This window comes from Kiloniella litopenaei (genome assembly GCF_000982415.1).
GTDB lineage: Bacteria > Pseudomonadota > Alphaproteobacteria > Kiloniellales > Kiloniellaceae > Kiloniella > Kiloniella litopenaei.
The window spans coordinates 49,839-65,707 of record NZ_LANI01000003.1 but is presented as its reverse complement, the minus strand read 5'-3'; the positions used below and the strand labels follow the sequence as shown (position 1 = coordinate 65,707).

Here is a 15,869-nt window from a genome sequence, read left to right as displayed (position 1 = left end):
TAATTATTCACGGGGCTTAATTGAGGTGCGGCTGTCAAAAATTAGCTGTGATAATCTCTTAACGTCGAGGTGTTGGAAGCGTGTTTTTTTGAGTGAAGCGGGTACGGTCGTTTTCATCCATCATATTCATGAGAACTGATCTGAAACCGGCAACAGCTTCTGCCCCGGATTCTTTATAGGCTTTCACAATCCTTTGCCGTTGGACATTAAAAAGTTTCTCATCAAGCTCAGCCCCTTTTTCTGTCAATTCTAACAAGCGCTGTCGTCGATCAACTTCACCGGGGGTTTGTTTGATAAAACCTTCGGTCACCAATTGCGAAAGAACCCGTGATAAGGACTGTTTGGTGATTTGAAGAATCGATAACAGGTCGCTGACTGTCATGCCGGGGTGCCGTCCGACAAAATGAATTACCCTGTGATGAGCACGCCCAAAGCCATATTCAGCCAGTAATTCGTCGGGTTCTCCGGTGAAATCTCTGTATGCAAAAAACAGCAATTCAATTGCTTGCATGATTTCGTCTGTTCGAAGGAAAAGAGGATTAGGTCCGGATTTTATGTCAGTCATGTTGACTTATCTATTAGATTAGTATTATCTGTTTTTACTTATGAATAAATGAAGATATCAATTATTCACTGTATTTTGTAATTAAGTTACTGTTCTTTTTGTGGTTCATCCAATGATGCTGTGGTTAAGCCAATGAAAGATACGTAAAAAATGAACTCTATACCACCTTTAACACGAAAGCTATGACTATGCTTCCATTTGATGATCGCGACGGTTCTATCTGGTACAACGGTGAAATAATACCTTGGCGGGATGCTAAGGTTCATATTCTTAGTCATGGTCTTCATTATGGCAGTAGCGTCTTTGAGGGTGAGCGTTCTTACAATGGCCGGATCTTCAAGAGACAGGAACATCACGAGCGTTTGATCAGTTCCGGAAAACTACTTGGTTTTGATATTCCCTATACGATTGATGAACTACACCTGGCTGCGCAAGAGGTGATGGATGCCAATGGTATTGTTGATGGTTATTTGCGGCCAGTTGCATGGCGCGGAAGTGAAATGATGGCGGTTTCCGCCCAAAAATCACGTATACATGTTGCGATTGCTGCTTGGGAATGGCCGTCTTACTTCTCACCGGAAGATCGATTGAAAGGTATCCGGCTGGACTTTGCAGAGTGGCGTCGTCCTGATCCAAGCACGGCTCCGGTTCATTCCAAAGCTGCAGGATTGTATATGATCGCAACCCTTTCCAAACACGCTGCCGAGGCAAAAGGTTACAATGACGCGTTGATGCTTGATTACCGGGGGCAGATCGCAGAGGCGACGGGGGCAAACGTTTTCCTGGTTCAGGATGGCAAAATACATACGCCAACACCCGATTGTTTTCTTGATGGAATAACCCGTCGTACAATTATCGATCTGGCAAAGCAAAAAGGGTATGAGGTGATTGAAAGGGCTATTATGCCCGAAGAATTGTCAAATACGCAGGAAGTGTTTTTAACAGGTACAGCGGTTGAAGTGACCCCGGTGTCGGAAATTGGGAATTATAAATTTACCCCGGGGGATATAACAAAAGACCTTTTACTGGCCTATGACGAGCTTGTTCGCCAACCCACAGCTTAAGTTTCCCACAGCATAAGATTCTGGGACGATATTCTGAACACTCCTTTGGCTGATACAAAGAAAGTAAAATTTGCAACAAGAATAGCGCCTTGTTTAACCGACAGGGCGCTATTTTTTTTTATAATTTTATTAATTTATTTTTCTATCCAGCGTGATGCGGCGGTATCGTCACTATCACGTGCATCAACCCATTTCCCTCCCTCGGGTGTTTCTTCCAACTTCCAGAAGGGGGCCTTGGTCTTTAGGTAATCCATCAGAAATTCGCAGCTTTCAAAAGCTGCCTTACGATGCTTGCTACAGGTAATGACCAGTACTATTTGCTCACCTGGCTCCATTCGACCATAACGATGAATAATCAGGCTGGCATCCAGTTCCCAACGGCGATTGGCTTCGGCTTCTATTTCTGCAAGCATCTTTTCTGTCATGCCGGGATAGTGTTCAAGGGTCATTGCCGAAATTTCTTCCTCACTGGCAATGTCCCTTACTAGGCCAAGGAATGAAGCAACCCCGCCGATAGCATGATTCCCTAGGGTCAGATTTCTAATTTCCTGCCCCACATCAAAATCTTTTTCTTGTACCCTGATCATGTCAACCGCCTGTTACAGGGGGGAAGATAGCTATTTCGTCCCCTGGTTTGATTTTCTGGTCAAGATCGGCGTATTCCTGATTTATGGCGATCCGAAGCAGGTCTCGCTTTTCAAGGGCAGAACTGTAGTTCTCGCCAAGCGAGGGAAGCCAATTCAGAAGATCACTCACAGTATGCACGGCCTCTGGGGGCGAAATATCTTCGGAAGATTTGCCAATTGTTGTTCGTAACCATGCAAAATAGAGAATTTTCATAAAGCAATCTCGTTGAAAGGCAGATAGGAAATGGTGTCCCCGGGGTGGACAGATAAAAGGTCTTCATTCAGAACGGCGAAGCCATCAGAGTGGCACACTGACGAGAGAACACCAGCTCCCTCCTTGGAATATTTATGCGCTTCCCACTGACCGTCAAGGCTTTCTCTCAGATGAACGCGAACCCATTCTCTGCGATCTTTCTTCTTTTTATGTGCAAAGGCTGCCACAACAGGGAAGGTTTTCGGTGTTACATTTTCCGCACCAGACAGTAAATTTATCAGGGGCCGAACAAAGTTTGCGAAAGTGACAATAACGGCGACAGGATTACCGGGTAGCCCGACAAATGCAGTAGAGCCGATCTGGCCCAGAGCAACGGGCCTGCCGGGTTTGATAGCAAGCCGCCATGCGTGGAGCGAACCCAGAGATTCAACAACTTGTTTTACATGGTCTTCTTCACCAACAGATACGCCACCAGATGTCAGGACCAGATCAAACCTGTTGATAGTGCTTTCCAGTGCCTTGTGAATAAGGTCTGGTTTATCAGGTAGAATGCCCAAGTCTGTTACGTTACAGCCCAGATTTTTTAATAAACCATTTATTGTATAGCGATTGGAATCATAGACCTGACCGCTTTCGAGGGGTGTTCCAGGGTTTCTGAGCTCATCTCCGGTAGAAAAAAAGGCAACACGAAGGGATTTTTGAACGCTGATTTTTGAAATCCCAATCGCGGAAATCAGCCCCAGATCCTGCGGTCGAACTCTGCGGCCAGCACGAAAAATAACAGAGCCTTGTTCAACATCTTCACCAGCAAAACGCCTGTTTGAACCCAATTTAATGCCCACAGGAATAGAAACTTTATTCGTTTCCACTAGGGTGCAATCTTCCTGCATCAATACCGTATCAGCGCCTAAGGGCATGGGGGCGCCTGTGAAAATTCGGGCAGCGGTGCCTTTGTCTAGAGTTCCCGGAACATGGCTTCCGGCGGTAATTCGGTCACTAATCGGCAGTGTGGTTACTGATGTCTTGTTTAAGTCATCAAAATATACTGCATAGCCATCAACAGCGGAATTGTCGTGTGGTGGAACGTTACAAGGCGACATCACGTCTTCGGACAATACTCTGCCTAATGCATCCTGAACAGAGATGATTTCTGTACTTGTGATACACCGAAGCTTGTTTTCTAACAGGGTGAGTGCTTCGGCTGTTGTCATCAGCTTGCCGCCATGAGCAAAACAATCATCTGAAAGCTGGGCCATCAGTCAGTGGCCTTTCTGATCTTGTTTTGAAGATCACAGGATGCGCAGATGAAGTCGGCGATTGCTTCTATGTTATTGAGGTCAATGACAGGTAACGATGTATCTATTTCGGCGTCATCGGTCGCGACCCCGATAATATTTGGATCATCTTTGTGAAGCATTCGTTTTCCGAGGGCTGGGCGGAATATTTCCAGTTTTTTGTGGCTCTCTCTTTTAAAGCCTTCTATTAAAAGAATATCCACGGGCGTCATATGTGGAATTAGCTCTTCCAGAGTTGGTTCTTTTTCGTCACGCAGTTCATGCATGAGAGCCCAGCGGTTTCCGGATGAAATCATAACTTCACTTGCACCTGCTTCGCGGTGTTCATATGAATCTTTGCCGGGTTTGTCGACATCAAACTTGTGGTGTGCATGTTTTAATGTCGAGACCTTTAAACCACGCTGGACCAAGGTCGGGATCAACTGTTTAAGAAGAGTTGTCTTGCCACTACCACTCCAACCTGCAAGGCCAAAAACCTTCATAATAAATCCTCTGACGAATTGGTAAATTACTACACGCTATATAACGCTCGAATAGGCCAATTTCTATGTTATAGATCAAATAAGGTGATGGCGACCTTGGAATAAAAAAGTTGAGGTCGTAAATAGCGAAACAGAGATTATTCAGTGTTGAAGTGATCGTAGATTGATTGTGCGACAACACGACTGATTCCATCAACTGCGGCCAGGTCTTCTATACCTGCACGGGCAACGGCGTCTGCGGAGCCAAAGCGGAACAGAAGTGCCTTTTTTCGTTTTGCTCCAATGCCGGGAACACCGTCAAGAGCAGACTTTAACCGTGCATTGGTTCTGCCTTTGCGGTGGGTTTCGATAGCGTAACGGTGTGCTTCATCCCGTAATCGCTGGATGAAGTACAAGACAGGATCTTTGGGGTCGACCAGAAATGATGGGCGGTCGGGAAGGAAGATCCTCTCTCTGCCTGCGTTTCTGTCCTGGCCTTTGGCAATGGCAACTATTGGAATATCCGTCAGTCCCAAATCTTCGAGAACTTCAAGGCCAACGGTCAATTGGCCTTGACCACCGTCGAGAACGAGAAGGTCTGGCCATTGGTCCGTTTGTCTATCCGGGTCTTCCCTTAAGCTTCTTGAGAGCCTGCGGGTTAACACTTCTCGCATCATAGCGTAGTCGTCGCCAGCCTGAAATTCAGCAGGTTTGGTGCCTGGACTGCCATCAGTTTTGACGTCCACTTTCTGGGATTTGTCCCCACGGATTTTAAATTTCCGATAGGCCTTTTTCATAAAGCCTTCGGGGCCTGCGACAATCATCCCGCCGTAAGCCTCTGACCCTTGAGTATGAGAGTTATCATAAACCTCAACCCTTTCCGGGGTTGTTTCCAGAAAAAGCATGTCGGACAGGCCTTCGAGTAATCGGCGCTGGCTTGCGCTTTCTGCCATACGCCGCGCGAGTGCTTCGCGGGCATTAACAGTCGCATTTTCGACCAGTTTTCTTTTTGCCCCTCGGGAAGGGTGGGCGACCTGGACACGTTTTCCAGCCTTGGTTCCCAAAGCTTCGGCCAGAACGGGGGCTTCGGGCAGTTTATGGCTGACCATCACCAGTTTAGGCACTGGTTTGTTTGCATAGAACTGGGCGATAAAGGAGGTAAGAACTGTTTCGGGCTCTATTGTTTTGTCATGTTTTGGGAAGTAAGAACGGTTTCCGTAGTTTCGTCCAGCCCGAAAAAAGAATACCTGAATACAGGATTGCCCTGCCTTTTCAAAGAGGGCGAAAACATCTGCATCATCCAGTTCAGCAATATTGATTTCCTGTTTGGATTGAATCGCCGTCAGGGCGCGAATACGGTCCCGATAAACAGCAGCTTGTTCATAGTCCTGTTCTTCAGCAGCCGTTTCCATTTTCTCGGCCATCTTTTTTTGAAAATCCGAAGAAGAACCGCTGAGATAACTTTCCGCCTCACGTACGTGAGAGGCATAATTGGATAGAGATACCCGGCCAACACATGGGGCAGAGCAGCGTTTGATTTGGTACATCAGGCAAGGGCGCGTACGGTTTGTGTAAACACCGTCGCTACAAGAGCGAAGTAAAAAGGCTTTTTCCAAAGCTGTTATCGTCTGATTAACGGATCTGGCATCTGCAAAGGGACCATAATAACGGCCTTCTCTTTTTTGAGCACCGCGGTGTTTTGTAATCTGCGGCGCTTCGTGGTCGGCCGTAATCAGGATGTAGGGAAAGGACTTATCATCGCGAAGCAAGACATTGTAGCGTGGGGCAAGGCGCTTGATTAGATTGCTTTCTAATAAAAGAGCCTCTGCTTCGGTATTTGTTTGTACGATTTCCATCGACCGGGTTTCAGAGACCATACGTTTTATTCTGTATGGGAGCTGATCAACCCGCGTATATGAAACGACACGTTTCTTGAGGTTTTTGGCTTTGCCAACGTATAGAGGATTTCCGTCGCTATCCATCATCCTATACACACCGGGTGAACCCGGTAATGTTTTGACGACGCTCAAGATAACCTTGGTGCCAGTTTCAATATTACTGGTTTCTGTTGGCTGTACTGTTTCTGACTGTGATCCTGCTTCCCAGCTGATAGTGTCTTCCGATAAACCGGATACAGTATCAAGTGATACACTGGTCGTCGTCAGATCCAGATCTTCACGCGCTGCCATGGCCGATCTTTTACCACCTTGAGAGGGGTCCTTTTTTCTTGCTTTGCGCGAAGGTACTTTTGTCATCGATTGGCTTTGATAGGTCCGGTATGTTTGTTCAATTTTATTAGATCTAGGAAATCTAATATAGCAGGTTACATCTGCCCTAAGAAGGGTGTGTTGTTACTTCATTAGATGGCGTTTAAAGTGGAACAGGTCAAGAACACTTTCTTAATGTAATGATGGGACTCTTTAGAAGTCTTAGGATTCGTCGCATTTGTCATTTTACCCGCGTGAATCCGTACAAAATTATATCCACGGATCCTGTGGATAACTTTGTGGCTATCTTGTGAGCCTACGCGTATACCCCTTGAAAACACTAGCATTACAATAAGCTGCTTAAAAAATAGGCATATTTTACAAGCTATTGATATTGTTGTTAAATTCAAAGTCAACGCTCTAAAGTATAAAAAAAATTCTTTTTTATGGCTTGACGGTTACAGAAAGATTTCTCCTGTGTACAAGTAAGGGATTCTCGTAATAAAATTTCTTTGATTCTTAAAGGTTTTATCTGCGCAGACTTTGATCATTAGCAGAATCTGGAGCGGCTTACTGGAAGGAGATTTGTTAAAAAGTGTTAATGCTTGAGCTTAATGCACAATGCGATTAAGGCCAGAGCGAACTCTGGCCTTTTGAGATGGTTTTTTCATTACGAGAGGGATGTTCCTTATGAACGGTGTCTCGTTATTTCGATGCCGACACCTGCGACGTCCGGATAGCGATCAAGCTTTTCAATCCGCATATGAACCGCTTTAATTCGCTCGTCAAAGAAGCAGGTTTCTGAAATATCATTTGCCAGTGTTTCCAAAAGTTTAACTTTGGTCTGTAAACAGACATTTCTGACTTTTTTGACGAGTATTCCATAATTGATTGTTTCATCAATCTCGTCGTTAAGAACCGGAAGTGGGGTCAGCGTGAGCTCAAGATTCACTTTAAGCCGCTGAGGTCGAAGTCTTTCTTCTTCGGTCAACCCTATATTACAGCTCAGTGTAAGGTCTCTTACAATCAACTTTTGTTCTGTTAACTGGCTCCCGGAAATAGCGGACTTTTCGGATGTCATCTCGACATTCCTTTTCTTTTAAACGATCTTAGACAAACCCGGATTAACAGGGCGATTTAATCGGGCGTCAATCTACGCTTGGAATTTCCGAAGGTCAAAAGCATTCCAACCGTTTTGTGGCGCGATTCTCTTTTAGGCCGCAAAGAGTTTATCTTTAAATTGGTAGAGAATATAAGCCGCGTACAAAGCGAGAAAGAAAACACCTTTGGATCGACAGATTTTTCCGGCATGGACCATTGTGGGAACAATCAAGAGGCTAACACCTGCCATTACCCACATATCAAACTCTATAACAGCCGGGGAAACGGTAAAGGGTGAGACAATTGCCAGTACTCCGAGGATAAGGAGAAGATTGAAGATATTTGATCCAAGCGCGTTACCAAGTGCGACATCAGTATGCCCGCGAATACCAGCTACGACCGCTGTTGCTAGTTCAGGGAGTGATGTCCCCAGAGCAACAAGGGTCACGCCAATAACGGTTTCAGAGATCCCCGCGGCACGGGCAATTGTTTCAGCTCCGTCCACAAGAAGCTCAGACCCATAGATAAGGCCCGCAACCCCGATTAGTAGTAATAGAAGCGAAACGGGGATTGATCCCGGTGCTGCTTCTAGTTCTTCGGCAAGTTCAGGATCTGCTTCTTCCTTTGGATTGCATTTTTTCTCTCGGTAATAGCTACGCCAGATATAAAATGTAAGCGTGGCAAGCATAAAGACGCCATGCCAGATCGTAAAGGAACCTAAAAGTGCGAAGCCTATAAATATTGCGGTTGCAATCAACATTGCAACCGTGTCCCGCATGACATCACAAGGTTTGGTCGCGAGTGGTGAGATAAGAGCACCGACACCCAAAATTAAAAGAATGTTAGCGATGTTTGATCCGATAACATTACCCACGCCGATATCCGTGACCCCATCAAGGCCAGCAACCAATGTAACCATAAGTTCGGGCATAGAGGTTGCACAGGCCACAATTGTTAGGCCAATAAGCATTGGTGAAATACCAAGTTTGCTAGCAATTCCAAGTGCGCCGCGGAGGAGGATTTCACCGCCCACTGCTAATAGGACGAGGCCCCCGCCTGCTGCAAGAAATGCTGTTGCTGTCATATGTATTTCACTCTTTATAATGTTCTCGCCGGATCTCTCACGACCTTTGTTGCGAGAGAATACAGGCCATTAAATGCCCCTCATCGGGGTGTATTTCAATAGCCTATCTGAAGGTTTGTCAAATTTTGGCCTTATTTTGGGGTTTTTGACGCGTAATAAGCTTTTAAGGTGTTGAAATGATAATGTCCCTCTGGGATATGATTACGTATTTCTAGTTTGTGGCTTTTCGTTTGCATTTTATGAAACCTGATTTATTTCCAGGAAAATTGTTTCATCTGGTGCGGATAGTGGTCCGCATCAGACCTTAACAATCACATCCATTTTTTGTATGTGAGGGTTAACGCAGGAAAATCAATTGTTTTCTTGTTGAATGCAAACCAACCTTGCTAGGCCTCACTCAAAAATCAGAGAATCTTGAACTAAACTGCCGCTATGCTTTTTTTATACGGTTATTTGGAATAAGGACTTTAACGTTTGTTCCCTGATTTATTTCGCTTTCGATTGTGAGGGTTCCGCCGTGGGCGTCTATCAATCTTGATGCTATATACAAACCAAGTCCAACTCCTTTTCCAGCAGCCCAGGACGAAGACGCAGCCTGAGTAAATGCTTTGCAGATATCAGGGATACGTGTTTTTTCTATTCCAATGCCTGTGTCTTGGATTTGGAAAAGCAGATTGTTGTCGGTGTCATAATCAATGTTTAGAGATACAGTCCCGCCGTCTGGCGTATATTTAAAGGCATTTCCAAGCAGGTTGATCAGTATCTGCCTAAAACGTCGGGAATCACCTTTGATCAGAATACCTTTCACCTTATTCTCTACAATAAGGGTCTGATCCTTTTTCATGGCCTCTAGTTCGAACGTGGCGTGACAATAATCAACAATATCGTCATGTTGGAAAAAATCTTCGAACAACTTCAATTCGCCACTATCGATGGTAGATGCATCAAGTAACTCGTTTATCAACTCTAAAAGGTGCTGTGCACTAGAGTGTATATCTTTAATGGCGGCTGTTTGTTTTGCGTTTATAGAGCCATAAATCTGGTGCCCCAACAAATCAGAAAAGCCAATAATGGCATTTAAGGGGGTGCGAAGTTCATGGCTCATAGTCGCCAGAAAATTACCCTTGGATTTATTCGCGTTTTCAGCTTCTTGTCGGGCAATGGTCAGTTTTTGTGTTCGTTCCGCGACACGGTGTTCCAAATCAAGATTAAGGCGTCTCAGTTCTTCCTGGGCTTTAACGCGTTCCGTTATGTTCTCTTCTGTTGTGACAATCACCTGTCGACCGGAAACCGGGTCTAATCCTATTTCGGCTGTTAATGTGTGCCAGCGTTCTCCAAAGGCTGTGTATACCTTTATGTCTCTTGTAAAGCGTTTAGGGGTGTCGTGCCGATCGAGAATACGTTTCCTAATCTCGGGATCATTGTAACGATCTTCTATCGTTGTTGTTTTTTCTTGGATGTTATAGGCATTCGCTGCTGCCGGATTTTGTGCAAGTAAGCTTCCGTCACCATCAAATGTTGTAATCATTAGGGGGGTGTGTCTAATTGCTTCTAAAATGCGCTTGGTTCTATGATCCAGTTCGTCCTTTGCTTGTGGTGTAGCTTCTATGAGGAGCGCTTTTTTTCTGTCCTCAATCAAAATTGGTGTGAAGGTAAGAGCAGCCATTTGCGGACGGCCATTGGGATAGAGTGTCCAGTTTTCTTCTAGTCGATCACCTTTGGCAGATGTTTCGAACATTTCACCAAGGCGTCTTCGTACAGAACTTGAATCCGTCGAGAAATCTCTTTTTACAAGATCATCAAGAGTATCGGCGTTCCAGAATTTGAGCGCCGATTCATTTCCCCACCAGATCTTATGATCATCTATATTAAAGACCCATATGGCTGTACTTAACCTGTTAAAGGCTGATAGATCCTGCCAAAACTGGAACTCTGGCAAGTTTACAGTCAAAGACGAAGTCATATATTCTACCCAGAAGTTAGACACACGATATCATTGTGTGATGATGTTTGGAAGATTAACTGGTAAATCACACAATGTTTCATTTTTTATTGTCTTAGCTTCAATTTTTCTTCCCCTTGCGATATTTTTTGCTTTTGGACTTTGCATCAGCCATCGCCATTCGATCGGATAGATTGTTATCTGATGCGTTTGAAAGCCCAAGCTCGTCATCCTGTAGTTTTTTTATCTCGTCTCTGATCCTGGCGGCTTCTTCAAATTCCAGATCGGCGGCAGCTTCGTGCATACGCTTTGTCAGATCATCTATATAAGATTTCAGGTTATGTCCGACACGATGGCTATCACTTGTGCCGTCTAGATCAACAGTAACGTGATCGCTTTCGTATACTGATCCAAGTATATCACCAATTTGTTTCCGAACAGATTCAGGGGTGATCCCGTGCTCTTCGTTATAGGCCTGTTGTTTTTCCCGACGGCGGTTGGTTTCATCAAGAGCCTTGGTCAGCGAAGGAGTCATCTTGTCTGCATATAGAATGACCTTTCCGTCAACGTTACGCGCAGCACGACCAATGGTTTGTACCAAAGCCGTCGTCGAACGTAAGAAACCTTCCTTATCCGCATCAAGAATACAGACCAGTCCGCATTCGGGAATATCAAGTCCTTCACGTAACAGGTTAATGCCAACAAGAACATCGAACACGCCTTTACGCAGATCGCGGATAATTTCCATTCTTTCCAACGTATCGATATCGGAATGGATGTAGCGGACCTTCAAGTGGGCTTCGTGCAGGTATTCTGTCAGATCCTCTGCCATGCGTTTTGTCAGCGTGGTGACAAGAACACGCATGTTGCGACTGACCACATCCTTACATTCTTTGATCAGATCATCGACTTGGGTTTCTGTTGGTCTGATTTCACACACAGGATCAAGCAAGCCAGTCGGGCGAATAACCTGTTCGGCAAAAACACCACCCGTTTCATTTAGTTCCCAGGGGCCTGGCGTTGCCGACACAAAAATACTTTGCGGGCGCATCGCTTCCCATTCTTGAAATTTGAGCGGACGGTTATCTATGCAAGAAGGAAGGCGGAAACCATATTCTGCCAAGTTTGATTTACGGGCAAAGTCACCATTGTACATGCCGTTAAGTTGCCCGATCGTGACATGGCTTTCATCGACGAAGAGCAGCGCGTTATCCGGCAGGTATTCAAAAAGCGTGGGTGGTGGCTCACCCGGAGCACGCCCCGTCAGATATCTGGAATAGTTTTCAATACCTGCGCAAGCGCCTGTTGCCTCGATCATCTCCAGGTCGAAAATCGTCCGCTGTTCAAGGCGTTGTGCTTCAAGAAGTTTGTTTTCCTGATTAAATTTTTCCAGTTGAACCTTCAGGTCCGCTTTGATGCCTTTTGCTGCCTGTAATAATGTGGGGCGAGGCGTTACATAGTGACTGTTGGCGTATACTCGAACACCCTCTAGATCGGCGGTTTTCTCGCCAGTTAGGGGGTCGAACTCCTGAACTGTTTCGATTTCGTCACCAAAAAAAGATATCCGCCAGGCGCGATCTTCGTAGTGTGCGGGGAAAATCTCTAATGTATCACCCCGTACTCTGAAGGTGCCACGGCCAAAAGCGATGTCATTACGGGTATATTGAAGCTCGACCAAAGATTTCAGAATGTCGCGCATATCGACTTCTTGCTCGACCTTGAGGCTCAGGGTCATTTGCGCATAGGTTTCCGGTGAGCCAATACCGTAGATACATGAAACAGAAGCAACAATGATAACATCATCTCGCTCAAAAAGCGCACGGGTGGCTGCATGGCGCATGCGATCAATCTGTTCATTGATCGAGCTGTCTTTTTCTATGTAAGTGTCTGTCCGGGCGACATAGGCTTCTGGCTGATAGTAGTCATAATAAGAGACAAAGTATTCGACTGCGTTGTCGGGAAAAAAACCTTTCATCTCGGTATAGAGCTGGGCGGCGAGGGTTTTATTATGGGCAAGAACGAGGGCTGGTCGCTGCAGCCGTTGAATGGTTTGAGCCATGGTAAAGGTTTTACCTGACCCGGTTACGCCCAGTAAAACCTGACTGCGCTCGCCCTGATTTAAGCCATCGCAAAGTTCTTGAATTGCCTGGGGTTGGTCCCCGGATGGCGTGAATTCTGAATCAAGGCGAAAAGGTTTTGAATCGTCTTTGAAAAAACTGTCAGAAGCGCGTTCAATCAATGGAGAAGTCATACGTGTTTATTGCCTTGAAAGGTTGAGTGAAACCAAAATTATATAGGATCAGTTCGTCTCGTTTTCCATAACCATTTTTTGGAACAAAGACTGATCCATGATGCCTTCGCTATTAATTAGAAGAATACGTGAATCCGGCGATAAGCCAAGAATTTCACGTGTGTCTTCGTGTGTTGCTGTCATTATCAAGGCTGCAAGCCCGGCGACACTGGATTCACCCGCCTCCAAGACCGGGTCGTTAAAGGGGGAGGCAGCAATTAATTTCATTGTTGGACCTGTTATGGCATCAGGTATTGTCATGAAAAAGTCAGCACTACGGGATAGAATTTGCCAAGCAATAGGGGATGTTTCCCCGCAATCAAGCCCGGCCATAATGGTGTGAACATTACCTGTTTCTTTATCGCCCCTTGCTTTGGTGAGTGTTCCTTCTGCAGCAGTGGCGTACAAGCAGGCTGCATTTTCGGGTTCGACAATAACAATTTTGGGACGTCGTTCCCCAAGATGGGCCCAGAAATATCCAGCTATCGCGGCAGCTAATCCACCAACGCCAGCTTGGATAAATATGTGGGATGGGGGAATTGCCTGACGAAAAGGGCGTGTAAAGTATTCCTTTAGGGCTTCTTCAGCAATAATGCTATAGCCTTGCATTATCTGTGCAGGTACTTCGTGATAATCTTCCCATGATGTATCTGATATAATTTGATAATGGTTTTTTTCTGCCTCTTTTACGCAATGTCGGACGGTTTCATCATAATCCAGAGACGTCTGGATAACCTTTGCGCCATGTTCTTTGATGGCTTCTATTCGAGATGGACTGCAACTGGCCGGGACATAGATAGTAGCCTTACACCCAAAGATCTGGGCGCCCCAAGCTACGGAACGTCCGTGATTTCCGTCCGTCGCGGTGGTGACGGTTAATGTTGATGTAATGTTCTTGTATAAACCTTTGCGTAAATCATCTGTATCAACTGTTATGTCGTCTTTTTGTTCTATGAAGGTTTTCAGGAATTTTAAAACGGCATAGGCACCGCCTAGGGCTTTGAATGAACCAAGATTAAATCTTTTACTTTCGTCCTTGAAACTGACGTCAACGAGATTAAGTTGTTTGGCAAGGCCGGGGAGTGAGGTCAGTGGGCTGACCTTATATTCTGGCCAACTTGTTATTTCATTAAGTGCTTTTTGACAGCTTTCTTTGGAAAGAATGTAATCAAGGTTCTCTCCATAGGCCAAAGATCTGGACGCATCAGGGTTGGGGAGAAGGCTGAATTGAGATCTTTTCCAAGTTGAGAGATAACGGACCATTTGGCTTAATCTAAAGTGTTTTAAGGTATTGGGTTGTGCCTAGTTAAGCTTTTTTCCAAAGAGAGGGAAAGAGCGTAAAGACAGAAAGCTAGTTGTTAATTAGAATTATTCTAAAAAAATCTTGACTTCGTGAATTTCTACAGATTAAGTATGCCATGAAAATACCCTCTGCGCAGGGCTTTGCGCAATCAGATTTTGCATTAATACCGGCGCTCACAAAGTGGGCATAATTATGAGGACGTGTAAGCATGCTTACGATTGGTGATAAGTTTCCAGAATACGCTTTGACTGCTGTTGTTTCCAATAACCCGACTGATGGTTTTGTTGAAATCACTGACAAAAGCTACGAAGGAAAATGGAAAGTAGTTTTCTTCTGGCCAAAAGATTTCACATTCATCTGCCCAACCGAGATTGCTGCTTTTGGCGCAATGAATGAAGAGTTCGAAGACCGCGACGCCCAGATTCTTGGTGTTTCTACCGATAGTGATTTTGTTCACATGGCATGGCGTAAAGACCATGAAGACCTGAACGATCTTCCTTTCCCAATGGTTTCTGACATCAAACGCGAGCTTTGTGAAGGTCTTGGAATTCTGGATGCCGAAGCAGGTGTTGCGCTTCGTGCAACATTCATTGTCGATCCAGACGGAATTATCCAGCATGTTGGTGTAAATGGTTTGAACGTTGGTCGTAACCCACAGGAAACGCTTCGTATCCTTGATGCGTTACAGACTGACGAGCTGTGCCCATGTAACTGGAACAAAGGCGACGACGTTCTTAAAGTTGCTTAAGAACCAGAAGCTTTGATAAAGGGCGGGTCCGGGTAACCGAGCCCGCCTTTTTTATTCATCTTTTAAATATCCAGGTTATTTAAATATCAAGGTTATTACGTCACGCGATAAAGGGAGATATAGATCGTGTCTATTAGTGATTTGAAGTCGGCTGTTCCTGAGTATGCCAAGGATCTTAAACTGAACATTACCAATGTTTTGACATCGACATCTCTGAATGATCAACAGATCTGGGGAACTGCACTTGCATCAGCCCTTTCAAGCCGCAATGCCTTTGTTATCAAGGCAATTAATGCAGAGGCAAAAGAAAAGTTATCTGCTGAGGCCTATTCTGCGGCAAAATCGGCGGCGTCTATTATGGGGATGAACAATATCTATTACCGTTTTACACATCTAAGCGGGAATGAAGACTATTTGAAGCTCCCGGCCAGATTGCGCATGAATATCATTGGCCGCCCTGGCGTTGATAAAGTGGATTTCGAGCTTTGGTCTTTGGCTGTTTCGGCCATAAACGGTTGTGGTATGTGTATTGAATCACATGAAAAGCAAGTTGCTGCTGGTGGCATTTCCAAAGAGGGTATTCAGGACGCTATTCGTATCGCGTCTGTCATGCATGCCCTTGCTGCGACATTTGATGGTGAAGCTGCTTTGGTGGAATAGATAAATTATTTTATCACCATTGGTTTCGGCGTTTAAGGAAGAGGCTTTCGAGCCTCTTTTTCTATGTCTTTTTTCTTTTGTTCAGTCATCCGTTCAGCCAGAAAGGTTTCGGGCGATAAGATAGCAGCAAGTGAGACAGAAACTGTGGACAGCGAGATTAACAAGGCCAATAGAGCGGTTAAACTTACAAGACCTTTTTTTGTTGAGTATTGTTTATGTGAATTGCGGACATATCCTGTGCGATGCATCCCGCATACTCCTCGTGCTTGATTGGCGCGACCTACCTAGTCAAGAACTTATGTTTTTGGG

14 protein-coding genes are annotated in these 15,869 nt (G+C 45.2%); 3 read left to right on the top strand and 11 right to left on the bottom strand.

Going from position 1 to position 15,869, the window contains the following annotated elements; genetic code table 11:
* Window positions 1-58: 58 nt before the first annotated feature.
* The gene (locus WH95_RS04405) at window positions 59-565 is read right to left on the bottom strand and encodes a MarR family winged helix-turn-helix transcriptional regulator (RefSeq protein WP_046503562.1); all 507 of its coding nucleotides are present in this window, start codon (window positions 563-565) and stop codon (window positions 59-61) included.
* Between the two features lie 182 nt (window positions 566-747).
* On the opposite strand from WH95_RS04405, the gene WH95_RS04400 reads away from it, so the two are divergent.
* Complete coding sequence (locus WH95_RS04400) at window positions 748-1,629, top strand: branched-chain amino acid aminotransferase (RefSeq protein WP_046503560.1); 882 nt, start codon at window positions 748-750, stop codon at window positions 1,627-1,629.
* A gap of 134 nt (window positions 1,630-1,763) precedes the next feature.
* Here the strand turns inward: WH95_RS04400 and WH95_RS04395 are convergent, their stop codons facing one another.
* The 10 genes from WH95_RS04395 to WH95_RS04350 all read right to left on the bottom strand — a co-directional run bounded on the left by WH95_RS04395 (window position 1,764) and on the right by WH95_RS04350 (window position 14,112).
* Window positions 1,764-2,216 (bottom strand): molybdenum cofactor biosynthesis protein MoaE, encoded by a 453-nt coding sequence (locus tag WH95_RS04395; RefSeq protein WP_046503557.1) that lies wholly within the window; start codon window positions 2,214-2,216, stop codon window positions 1,764-1,766.
* Between the two features lies 1 nt (window position 2,217).
* The gene (moaD, locus tag WH95_RS04390; protein ID WP_046503554.1) at window positions 2,218-2,469 is read right to left on the bottom strand and encodes a molybdopterin converting factor subunit 1; all 252 of its coding nucleotides are present in this window, start codon (window positions 2,467-2,469) and stop codon (window positions 2,218-2,220) included.
* Window positions 2,466-3,725, bottom strand: coding sequence for a molybdopterin molybdotransferase MoeA (gene moeA, locus WH95_RS04385; RefSeq protein WP_046503552.1), 1,260 nt, complete (start codon window positions 3,723-3,725; stop codon window positions 2,466-2,468). Before moeA ends, moaD begins: the two co-directional genes overlap by 4 nt.
* A complete protein-coding gene (gene mobB / locus WH95_RS04380; protein WP_046503548.1) occupies window positions 3,725-4,246 on the bottom strand; it encodes a molybdopterin-guanine dinucleotide biosynthesis protein B in 522 nt (173 codons plus the stop codon). The genes moeA and mobB overlap by 1 nt, the downstream gene beginning before the upstream one ends.
* A 137-nt stretch (window positions 4,247-4,383) precedes the next feature.
* A complete protein-coding gene (gene uvrC, locus WH95_RS04375) occupies window positions 4,384-6,414 on the bottom strand; it encodes an excinuclease ABC subunit UvrC (protein ID WP_082114016.1) in 2,031 nt (676 codons plus the stop codon).
* 706 nt (window positions 6,415-7,120) lie between these two features.
* On the bottom strand, window positions 7,121-7,513 hold the full coding sequence (locus WH95_RS04370; protein ID WP_046503545.1) for a dihydroneopterin aldolase: 393 nt from the start codon (window positions 7,511-7,513) through the stop codon (window positions 7,121-7,123).
* Between the two features lie 132 nt (window positions 7,514-7,645).
* The gene (locus WH95_RS04365) at window positions 7,646-8,617 is read right to left on the bottom strand and encodes a calcium/sodium antiporter (RefSeq protein WP_046503543.1); all 972 of its coding nucleotides are present in this window, start codon (window positions 8,615-8,617) and stop codon (window positions 7,646-7,648) included.
* A 430-nt stretch (window positions 8,618-9,047) separates the two neighbouring features.
* Complete coding sequence (locus WH95_RS20430; RefSeq protein ID WP_052741798.1) at window positions 9,048-10,580, bottom strand: PAS domain-containing sensor histidine kinase; 1,533 nt, start codon at window positions 10,578-10,580, stop codon at window positions 9,048-9,050.
* Window positions 10,581-10,680: 100 nt separating this feature from the next.
* Window positions 10,681-12,810, bottom strand: coding sequence for an excinuclease ABC subunit UvrB (gene uvrB, locus WH95_RS04355; protein ID WP_046503540.1), 2,130 nt, complete (start codon window positions 12,808-12,810; stop codon window positions 10,681-10,683).
* A 48-nt stretch (window positions 12,811-12,858) separates the two neighbouring features.
* Window positions 12,859-14,112: a diaminopropionate ammonia-lyase gene (locus WH95_RS04350; RefSeq protein ID WP_046503537.1), complete on the bottom strand. Its 1,254-nt coding sequence runs from the start codon at window positions 14,110-14,112 to the stop codon at window positions 12,859-12,861.
* A 248-nt stretch (window positions 14,113-14,360) separates the two neighbouring features.
* On the opposite strand from WH95_RS04350, the gene WH95_RS04345 reads away from it, so the two are divergent.
* Together WH95_RS04345 and WH95_RS04340 are read left to right on the top strand one after the other, a co-directional pair.
* Complete coding sequence (locus WH95_RS04345) at window positions 14,361-14,900, top strand: peroxiredoxin (protein ID WP_046503535.1); 540 nt, start codon at window positions 14,361-14,363, stop codon at window positions 14,898-14,900.
* A gap of 126 nt (window positions 14,901-15,026) precedes the next feature.
* Window positions 15,027-15,560: a carboxymuconolactone decarboxylase family protein gene (locus WH95_RS04340; protein WP_046503532.1), complete on the top strand. Its 534-nt coding sequence runs from the start codon at window positions 15,027-15,029 to the stop codon at window positions 15,558-15,560.
* The last annotated feature ends 309 nt before the right edge of the window (window positions 15,561-15,869 follow it).